This window comes from Mesorhizobium sp. M7A.F.Ca.CA.004.06.1.1, assembly GCF_003999135.1.
Taxonomy (GTDB): domain Bacteria; phylum Pseudomonadota; class Alphaproteobacteria; order Rhizobiales; family Rhizobiaceae; genus Mesorhizobium.
Map to the genome: position 1 here is coordinate 1 of NZ_RZPQ01000158.1, position 9,351 is coordinate 9,351.

Below are 9,351 nucleotides of genomic sequence, written 5' to 3' on the forward strand. Positions count from 1 at the left end.
CCCCGTCCCTATACGGGGAGAAATGTCCGGCAGGACAATGAGGGGCGGCGGCGACCTATGATGTGAAAGCAGCTAAAGCGCGCCACAAGAACGCGACGTGCCGGGATGGGCGTACCAAAACCTACTGAACCGCGCCGACCAGAACTTGCTGGCCACCGCGGATCGAGACCCAGCGGCCGGTGTTGTCGATCGCCTGCCGCTTGAGGAAGCGGTAACCGGTCGCGTCCCATGGCTTGACCTTGTCGGTCAGATTGTCGAGCACATAGTCGCCCTCGTCGGTGCGCACCGTCAGCACGGCGTGGCCCTCGCCGTCGGGCTTGCGCACGACGGTGATCAGCAGATCGGCAAGCGATATGCTCATGCGTGAAAGCTGGCGCCGCTTTTCCAGCACATAGTCCTCGCAATCGCCGACGCCCTTGTCGGGATAGGCCCAGACCTCGTCCTTGCCGTAGATGTCCATGTCGCTCATCGGCTTGACGGCGGCATTGACCCTGGCAGTGACATTGAGGAGCTTGCGCATCAGCCCGTCGCTCATCGGAGCCGGCGCCAGATTGGTCGGGCGGATCGAGCACTCGCCCGGATGCAGCTTGCAGAAATCATAGTGGCCGATCGGCTGCGAGGTGAGACCCCCGGTCGCCATCGCTCCACCCGCCAAAGCCGGTGCCCCCCAGCCCGCCGTCACTGCCAGCCCGGCCGCCACATACACGCGCAGCCGTTGCGCCATCGATGAGGAAATCATTGTCCCCGCTCACCCTTTGTTATTAACGAAAGGTTAAGGGGGATTTACAGTCCGTGTCAATTACGACGACGGTCGGATTGTCGGCATGGTTACCCGAGGGGCTGGACAGCGGCACTTGTGCAACAGAATCGGCCAGCCAGCCGGCTTTTACCGGTCAATCTCACGGTTTGTCGCCGTTAAGCTTGGTTCTATGCAGGTCATCGTCCAAAAATCCGCAATTTGGGCGACTTGCATTATCTCTTGGCGGCGCGGACCAGCTTCGGTTTCACCGCGACACGCTCCTGGCGGCCATAGCTGGTGATGAAGTCGACGATGCGCGGCACGATTTCGGAACGGAAGCGCGAACCGTTGAACACGCCGTAATGGCCAACCGCCGGCTGCATGTAGTGGGCATGCCGCTCAGCCGGGATATTGGGGCACAGATCATGCGCCGCCTTGGTCTGGCCAAGGCCCGATATGTCATCGTTCTCGCCTTCGACCGTGAACAGCGCGACGTTGCGGATCGCCGACGGATCGATCCTGGTGCCGCGATGCGTCATCTCGCCCTTGGGCAAGGCCTGGCGAACGAAGACGGTGTCGACGGTCTGCAGATAAAACTCCGCCGTCAGGTCCATGACAGCCAGATACTCGTCGTAGAAATCGCGGTGCTTCTCGGCATTGTCGCCATCATGCTTCACCAGATGCATGAAGAAGTCCTTGTGGGCGATGATGTGGCGGTCGAGGTTCATGCTCATGAAGCCGGACAGCTGCAGGAAACCGGGATAGACCTCGCGGCCGAAGCCCGGCACCGGCCAGGGCGCATGCATCACGACATTGTCGCGGAACCAGTCGATGCCCTTTTCCTGCGCCAGCAGATTGACCGCAGTCGGATTGCTGCGGGTGTCGATCGGGCCGCCCATCAAGGTCATGGTCGAGGGCACGAAGGGGTCGCCCTTCGTTTCCATCAGCGCCACGGCGGCCAACACCGGCACGGAAGGCTGGCACACCGCCATCACATGCGTGTCCGGCCCCAGCGTGTGCAGCATGTCGATGACGTAATCGATGTAGTCGTCGAGATCGAACTGGCCATCGGCAAGCGGCACCATGCGGGCATCGACCCAGTCGGTGATGTGCACGTCGGCATAGGGCAGCATCGCTTCCACCGTGCCGCGCAGCAGCGTCGCATAATGGCCCGACATCGGCGCCACGATCAGAAGCTTCGGATCGGGCTTGCGCCCGGCGGGCACGGCACGCTCGAAGCGGACGAGATTGCAGAACGGCTTCGACCAGACGGTCTTCTCGGTGACCTCGACGCTCTTCCAGTCGACCACGGTCTTGCTCAGGCCGAAGGCCGGCTTGCCGTAGCGGCGCGTGGTGCGCTCGAACAGTTCGGCCGTCGCCGCGATCGAACGGCCCCATTGGGTGTGGGAAAACGGATTGAGTGGATTGGAATAGAACATCCGCACCGCGTCGGCATAGAGGCGCGCCGGCTGCAGGGCCGCGTGGTTCATCTCATAGAGCTGGTAGAACATCGAGAACCCCGCTGCTGCCTGCGACCGAAGGGACGACGAGCAGCGCCGAGCCCTAGATGTCTCGCGGGGAAGTTAACAACTAATTGCTGCGATGCAATACGTCACGCTGCGTGACCAATGCTTCTTTGGTTCAAGGCCATGGAAATCGGGGCCGAACGGCGCCAGCCGGCTCAGTGTGCGGCTGCGAAATGTGTAGGCAATGTGTCCGGCCCTTTTGCCGGACACAGGGAGCTCTAGACGCGCGCCATGCACACGGAAGTATGGCCGGAGCCGATGAAGCCGAGCTGGCCGGCGGCACCCTTCGACAGGTCGAGCACGCGCCCCTTGATGAACGGACCGCGATCGTTGATGCGCACGACGACGCTGCGGCCGTTGTTCTTGTTGGTCACCTTGAGCTTGGTGCCGAAAGGCAAGGTGCGATGCGCGGCGGTCAGCGCCGACGGGTTCATGCGCTCGCCCGAGGCGGTCTTGGAGTGCAGGGCATACCACGAGGCGCGGCCGCACTGGGCGGCGGCGGTCGCCGAAGAAGCGCCGACCATCAGGCCAGCAGCGATCGTTACCGCGACAAGCGCGGTCTGTTTTGGGTTCTTCATATTTGGGGGATGGCTCCGTTTTTGACAGACCCCAGCCGTTAGGTGCCAAATAAGGCGCGAAATGCGGCAGTGATCTGGCGGTTCCGTGGCAATGGCACACGTTTGGAGTCGCTGGGTAACAGTCTGTCAGGGATTTTCCGGCACGCGATGGTCAATCAATGATGATCTTTGTGTTGAGGTCAGACGTCCGTTTGACAAGATCGAACATTAATATCCAAGTAGAGCCCGGCATGGTCGGGCCACTTCCTTCGGCTCTTTTATCGCGGCCCCGATGCTCCAACCAATCGACTTCGAAAGCGAGATCCGGCAATGAGGCTGATCAAAAATCTGCTGGCCTTGATTGTGCTTGCCGTCGGCGTGCTGTGGTCGCTGCAAGGCGTCGGCGTTGTCGGCGGCAGCTTCATGACCGGCCAGTCGCAATGGCTGTATATCGGTGTCGTCACCATGCTGGTCGGGCTGGGGGGATTGGTGTGGGCCAATCGCTAGAGGGTGAGCTTCGAAGAAAGGTCGACCCCCACTCCGCCAATTGCGGCGCCGCCCCCGACAAACCTACCCGAACAGCCGATCCAGAATCTTGCCTTCCAGCCGCGCAAGCTCCACCGAACCGCGCCGGCGCGGCCGTTCCACGGGCACATCCAGATCAAGCGCGATCCGGCCTTCGCTGATCACCACGACCCGGTCGGCCAGCGCGACCGCTTCGGCGACATCATGCGTGACCAGAACGGCGGTGAACTTCTGCGCGATCCAGATGCGTTCCAGAAGCTGCTGCATCTCGATGCGGGTCAGGGCGTCGAGTGCGCCGAGCGGCTCGTCGAGCGCCAGGATCTGCGGGTGGCCGACCAGCGCGCGGGCCAGCGCCACGCGCTGCTTCTGGCCGCCCGACAGCACCGAAGGCCATTCGTCGGCCCGGTCGGCAAGCCCGACCTCGCCGAGAATGTCGAGCGCGCGTTGCCTTGCCTCCGCGCCGGAAGCAATCCCGGTCAGCCCGACCTCGACGTTTTTCACCACGCTGGCCCAGGGCAGGAGCCGTGGTTCCTGGAACATGAAGCGCGTGCGGCTGTGTCCTTCCTCTTCGACGCCGAATGTCAGCGATCCCGATGTCGGCCGGTCGAGCCCGGCCAGAAGCCGCAAAAGCGTGCTTTTGCCGCAGCCGCTCTTGCCGATGACGGCAAGGAACTGCCCGGCCGGCACGTCCAGGTCGATGCCGTCGAGCACGGTCTTGTCGCCGAAGCGCTTGCCGGCTTGCCTGAAGGCAAAGGCCCGCTGCCCTTCGACGGAGCCGATCGGTCGCACCGGCGTGGCGACGAAGGAACGGGCTGCGGTCAGGCTGGCGGCGGTCATGGGCAATCTCTCATCTGTTCTGGAAGGCCGGATGCCAGCCGAGCGACAGCCGCTCGAGCAGGCGGGCGAGGCTGTCGGCGAGCTTGCCGAGCAGCGCGTAGATCAGGATCGACAGCACGACGACATCGATCAGCAGGAATTCGCGCGCCTGCATGGCCATGTAGCCGAGGCCGGAACTGGCCGAGATGGTTTCGGCGACGATCAGCGTCAGCCACATGATGCCCAGGGCATAGCGCAGGCCGACGAAGATCGCCGGCAGCGCACCGGGCAGGATGACGCGGAAGAACAGGGCGCGCCGGTCCATGCCGTAGACGCGGCCCATCTCGACCAGATGCGGGTCGACGCTCTGGATGCCGAGCAGCGTGTTGACATAGATCGGAAAGAACACGCCGAGCGCCACCAGGAACAGTTTGGCTTCCTCGTCGATGCCGAACCACAGGATGACCAGCGGGATCAGCGCCAGGTGCGGGATGTTGCGGATCATCTGCAGCGTCGTGTCGGTCAGGCCGCGGCTGAGCGTCGAGAGCCCGTTGGCAAGGCCAAGCGCAAAGCCGATCGAGCCGCCGATGGCGAAGCCGGCAAGGGCGCGCGCGGTCGAAACGCCGATGTTGCGGACCAGTTCGCCCGACAGCGTCAGCCGCCAGAAGGCCTCGGCGACCGCACTGGGCGCCGGCAGCACGTTGGCGGGCATGACGCCCGCGCGGCTGGCAATCTCCCAGCCGGCAATAACCAGCGCCGGGAGCAACCAGCCGATGGCATTGCTATGCAGGCGCGTGGCAAAGCTCATGACGAAGCCTGCAGGCGGTTGGCGCCATGGAAGCCGACCGAGAATTCGTTGGCGATGTTCTCATGCGCCCGCTGCCGCCTGGTGCCGAGCCCGAGTTTCGGGAATAGAAGCTCGGCGACGCGGTACGCTTCCTCGAGATGCGGATAGCCCGAGCCGATGATGGTATCGATGCCGATCGCCTGGTATTCGCGGATGCGCTCGGTGATCTGTTCCGGCGTGCCGACCAGCGCCGTGCCGGCGCCACCGCGCACCAGCCCGACACCGGCCCACAGATTGGGCGAGACGACCAGTCTGTCACGGCGTCCGCCATGCAATTGCGCCATACGGCGCTGGCCGACCGAATCCATCTGGTTGAGGAAGCGCGCCTGCGCATTTTCGATCTGGGCGTCGGTGACATGGCTGATCAGCCGGTCGGCGGCGCGCCAGGCTTCGTCCTCGGTCTCGCGAACGATGAAATGCAGCCTGATGCCGAAGCGCAGTTTTCTGCCGCGCAGTGCCGCTTTTGCGCGCGCCGCAGCCAGCTTCTCGGCAACCTGCGCCGGCGGTTCGCCCCAGGTCAGATACATGTCGACGAGGTCGGCGGCGAGGTCCTGGCCTGCGTCCGACGACCCGCCGAAATAGAGCGGCGGCCGCTCCTGGTGCGGCAGAAGGTCGAGGCGGCCATTCTCGACGCGGTAATATTTGCCGTCGAAATTGACCCGCTCGCCGGACACCAGGCCGCGCCAGATGGTCAGGAACTCATGCGCCTGGGCATAGCGCTCGTCATGCGGCAGGAAGACGCCGTCGCCGGCGAGCTCGGTCGGGTTGCCGCCGACCACGACATTGAGCAGCAGGCGGCCATTGCTCAAGCGATCGAGGGCGGCGGTCTGGCGCGCGGCGAAAGTCGGCAGCGTGACACCCGGCCGCAGCGCAACGAGAAACTTCAGCTTTTCGGTCAGCGTCGCGAGACCTGTCGCGGTGATCCAGGAATCCTCGCAGTTCTGACCCGTGGGCAGCAGCACGCCGGGAAAGCCGAGCCGGTCGACCGCTTGCGCGATCTCCTTGAAGTAGCCGAATTCGGGCGGTCGCTGCTGCTCCTCGGAACCGAGATAAGAACCGTCGCCATGCGTCGGGATGAACCAGAAGAAATCGAGCGGTGCGGTGCTGGCAGGCGCGGTCATGTCTGGCACAGTCACGGGCGGATCTCCTGTAGATATGGGTGCAAACGCAAATGGCGCCGGGCGTACTCACCCGGCGCCGTCAGGGGACAAGTTAGTTGCCGGGTGCCGTCCACACCGCGTCGGAGATGCGGACCGCTTTCGGGATCAGCCCGAGCTTGTAAAAGCGGTCGGCGGTGGCCTGCTGGCCGGCGATGATCTCGTCGGTGATCGGAAAGATGCCGAACTTGGTGCGGTTGGCGGCGATGATCTGCGCGTCGAGCGGCACGCCGGTGACCTCATGCAGCGCCGCGGCCACCTTGTCTCGGTTCTGGTCGGCCCATTTCGCCGCCTCGCCAAGCGCCGATATCGTCGTTGTGATGGTTTCGGGATGCGCCTTGGCGAAATCCTTGTTGGCGAGGAAGTAGGTGTTAACCTTGAGCACCTCGCTGGAGCGGGCCAGCACACGCGGCTGGTAGCGGGTTTCGGCGATGGCGAAGAACGGATCCCAAACGCTCCAGGCATCGATCTGGTCGCTGGCGAAGGCTGCGGCTGCATCCGCCGGGCTGAGATAGACCGGCGTGATCTGGTCGAAGGCAAGGCCAGCCTTTTCCAGCGCCGCGACGAGCAGATTATGCGCGCTGGTGCCCTTGCCGACGCCGACGCGCTTGCCCTTGAGATCGGCGATCGACTGGATCGGCGACGCCGGCTTGACGAAGATCGCCTCGCCCTCGCCATTCGACGGCAGCGCGGCGGCATAGACGATGTTGGCCCCCGCCGACTGGCCGAAGATCGGCGGTGCGTCGCCGGTCCAGCCGACATCGATGGCGCCGACATTGAGCGCCTCGACCAGCGGCGGCCCGGCGGTGAACTCGACCCATTTGACCGTCACGCCCTTGTCTTCAAGGGCCTTTTCGATCACCTGCTGCTGTCTGGCGATCACCGGCAGGCCGGTCTTCTGATAGCCGATGCTGAGCTGCTTCAGCTCCTGCGCTGTGGCGCCGGATGACACGGCAACCGTCGCCGCCAGCAGGCCGATGCCGAAAACACGTCTCGTTAGATTGAACATTGATCCTCTCCTTCGATGCGGATCGGCGCCGGGAAAATGGCCTCGCCGGTTGGAAGATGGATCAGGCTAGGTAGTTCTATAAATTTAGTAGAGGAATGATTTTGCGAGTTGAGGCATCGATGTGGAATTGTCTTCTACGGCAGCCCAGAATTCGTCATCCTAGGGCGGAGCAAGGAGCGAAGCGACGCGGCGCAGACCCTAGGATCCATGCCGTGACATTGGCTTTAGGATGCAACGGATCAGAATGGCGCTTGCACGCCCAATAACGCGGGCTACCCTGAAACCATGACCGGCTACGTCTACATGACCGCGAGCCAGAAGCGCGGCACGATGCCATCCAGCGCGAGAAGTCACTGAAGCGCTGGCCACGTCAATGGAAGATCGAGTTGATCGAAAAAGCCAATCCAGAGTGGTTCGAGCTCTTTCGTGGAACCGGCTGGTAGGCGCTCGGTTTCTTTCACCGCCGGAGCATGGCATCACCGTCGCGGCATGGATCCTAGGGTCTGCGCTGCGTCGCTTCGCTCCTTGCTCCGCCCTAGGATGACGAAGACGCGGGGACGGCGCAAAGTCGCACCGCCCCCTTCACTGCGACCAATACTGCCAGGCCCAGTAAAAACTCTCGTCGCGTGGCGGCAGGCGGTCGCGCTCGGCGTCCCAGCGGACCGGCGTTGGCGATTTCGGTTGCTGTTCTGGCGGCTGGCTTTCCCTGGTCCAGGCGAGAAGCCAGTTACCGGCTTGGGCGAACAGCACGGCGGTGGAATGGGTCATCGTCATTCTCCTGCTCCTCTGGGCTCCGATCATTCGCGTCCCGCCCACGGGACGAGCACGCGCTCGATCCTGCGGATGGTGAATTCGAGCACGAAGGCGATGGCCGCGATTACCAGTATGCCCATCACCACCACGTCGGTGACGAGGAACTGGGCGGCCGACTGGATCATGAAGCCAAGCCCGCGTGTCGCCGCCACCAGTTCGGCGGCGACCAGCGTCGACCAGCCGGCGCCGAGCGCGATGCGCAGGCCGGTCAGGATCGACGGCAGCGCGCTGGGCAGGATGACGTGGCGGACCACTTGGCGCTGGGTAGCACCCAGCGAGCGCGCCGCGTTGATGCGCTCCTGCGAGACGCCGCGAACGCCGGACGCGGTCGACAGCGCCACCGGCGCCAGCATGGAAATAGTGATCACCAGGATCTTCGACGGTTCGCCGATGCCGAACCAGATGATGACCAGCGGCAAGTAGGCAAGCGGCGGGATAGGCCGCAGGAATTCCAGCAGCGGATCGAAGATGCCGCGCCCGATCGCGCTGATGCCGATGGCGAGACCAACCGGCACGCCAATGGCAAGGGCGGCGACCAGCGCGGCGAATACTCGCCACAGGCTGGCGACGGCATGCTGCAGCAGCGTAGCATCGACGAAGCCGTCACGGGCGACGGTGATGAACTTGTTCCACACGGCGGCAGGTGATGGCAGGAACACTGGCGACACCAGTTGCAGGCGGGCCGACAGCGCCCACAGCGCCAGCACCACCAGGATGGTCACAGCGCTGACCGCGCGGGCCGAAACGCCTTTGCGCTTGGGGCTGGGTCGCGACCATGGCACCGACAGGCCGTCGGCCTCGTCGATCTTGTGTCCCGGCCGCTCGGTGTAGGAGGTAACGGTCATGCCGCCTCTCCTTCGAAGATCGCGTCGGTCAATTCGCCACGCGCCACCGCAAAAGCCGGATCGGCCTTGATGGTGCGGATGGCTTCGCCCGATGCGTAGCGCCTGGAGAAGCCGGGTTCAAAAGTCCGCACCACGCGGCCTGGGCCGGGCGCTAGCACGACGATGCGGGTGGCCAGCACCAGCGCCTCCTCGATGCCATGCGTCACCATCAGCACGCCGACCTCGCTTGCCGTCCACAGATCGAGCAGCGTCGTCTGCATGCGTTCGCGCGTCAGCGCATCGAGCGCGCCGAGCGGTTCGTCGAGCAGCAGGAATTCGGGTTCGGCGGCGAGCGCCCGGGCCAGGCCGACGCGCTGGCGCATGCCGCCGGAAAGCTCCCAGATGCGCTTGTCGCCGGCGTCGGTGAGCTTCACCAGCGCCAGCAGCTCATCGGCGCGCTGCGCCCGCTCGGCTGGCCTGACACCGCGCAGCCTGAGCGCGAAGGCAACGTTTTCGCGCGCCGTCAGCCATGGGAACA

General features: G+C 64.3%; 11 protein-coding genes. 1 reads left to right on the forward strand and 10 read right to left on the reverse strand.

Annotation, left to right across the window (positions count from 1 at the left end; genetic code table 11):
* Nucleotides 1-121: 121 nt before the first annotated feature.
* From EN906_RS12360 to EN906_RS12375, 3 genes are all read right to left on the reverse strand, one after another.
* Nucleotides 122-739, reverse strand: a complete 618-nt coding sequence (locus EN906_RS12360) for a transglutaminase-like cysteine peptidase (RefSeq protein ID WP_127375196.1) — start codon at nucleotides 737-739, stop codon at nucleotides 122-124.
* 233 nt (nucleotides 740-972) lie between these two features.
* Nucleotides 973-2,250 carry a polyhydroxyalkanoate depolymerase gene (locus tag EN906_RS12370; protein WP_127268048.1) on the reverse strand — a complete coding sequence of 426 codons (1,278 nt, stop codon included), beginning with the start codon at nucleotides 2,248-2,250 and terminating at the stop codon, nucleotides 973-975.
* A gap of 233 nt (nucleotides 2,251-2,483) precedes the next feature.
* Nucleotides 2,484-2,843 carry a septal ring lytic transglycosylase RlpA family protein gene (locus EN906_RS12375; RefSeq protein WP_127268049.1) on the reverse strand — a complete coding sequence of 120 codons (360 nt, stop codon included), beginning with the start codon at nucleotides 2,841-2,843 and terminating at the stop codon, nucleotides 2,484-2,486.
* 309 nt (nucleotides 2,844-3,152) lie between these two features.
* Between EN906_RS12375 and EN906_RS37255 the strand changes: the two genes are divergently transcribed.
* Nucleotides 3,153-3,329, forward strand: coding sequence for a hypothetical protein (locus tag EN906_RS37255; RefSeq protein ID WP_164749060.1), 177 nt, complete (start codon nucleotides 3,153-3,155; stop codon nucleotides 3,327-3,329).
* Between the two features lie 63 nt (nucleotides 3,330-3,392).
* Here EN906_RS37255 and EN906_RS12385 read toward each other — a convergent pair whose 3' ends face one another.
* From EN906_RS12385 to EN906_RS12415, 7 genes are all read right to left on the reverse strand, one after another.
* Nucleotides 3,393-4,184, reverse strand: coding sequence for an ATP-binding cassette domain-containing protein (locus EN906_RS12385; RefSeq protein WP_127268050.1), 792 nt, complete (start codon nucleotides 4,182-4,184; stop codon nucleotides 3,393-3,395).
* A 10-nt stretch (nucleotides 4,185-4,194) separates the two neighbouring features.
* A complete protein-coding gene (locus tag EN906_RS12390) occupies nucleotides 4,195-4,971 on the reverse strand; it encodes an ABC transporter permease subunit (RefSeq protein WP_127271637.1) in 777 nt (258 codons plus the stop codon).
* Nucleotides 4,968-6,131: an FMNH2-dependent alkanesulfonate monooxygenase gene (ssuD, locus tag EN906_RS12395; RefSeq protein ID WP_164749061.1), complete on the reverse strand. Its 1,164-nt coding sequence runs from the start codon at nucleotides 6,129-6,131 to the stop codon at nucleotides 4,968-4,970. The genes EN906_RS12390 and ssuD overlap by 4 nt, the downstream gene beginning before the upstream one ends.
* Nucleotides 6,132-6,222: 91 nt before the next feature.
* Nucleotides 6,223-7,176: a sulfonate ABC transporter substrate-binding protein gene (locus EN906_RS12400; RefSeq protein ID WP_127269228.1), complete on the reverse strand. Its 954-nt coding sequence runs from the start codon at nucleotides 7,174-7,176 to the stop codon at nucleotides 6,223-6,225.
* Between the two features lie 582 nt (nucleotides 7,177-7,758).
* Nucleotides 7,759-7,944 (reverse strand): hypothetical protein, encoded by a 186-nt coding sequence (locus tag EN906_RS12405; protein WP_127269227.1) that lies wholly within the window; start codon nucleotides 7,942-7,944, stop codon nucleotides 7,759-7,761.
* Nucleotides 7,945-7,973: 29 nt separating this feature from the next.
* Nucleotides 7,974-8,834, reverse strand: a complete 861-nt coding sequence (locus EN906_RS12410; RefSeq protein ID WP_127269226.1) for an ABC transporter permease subunit — start codon at nucleotides 8,832-8,834, stop codon at nucleotides 7,974-7,976.
* A partial coding sequence (locus EN906_RS12415) for an ATP-binding cassette domain-containing protein (protein ID WP_127375197.1) occupies nucleotides 8,831-9,351 on the reverse strand: 521 nt, incomplete at its 5' end. The genes EN906_RS12415 and EN906_RS12410, both read right to left, overlap by 4 nt.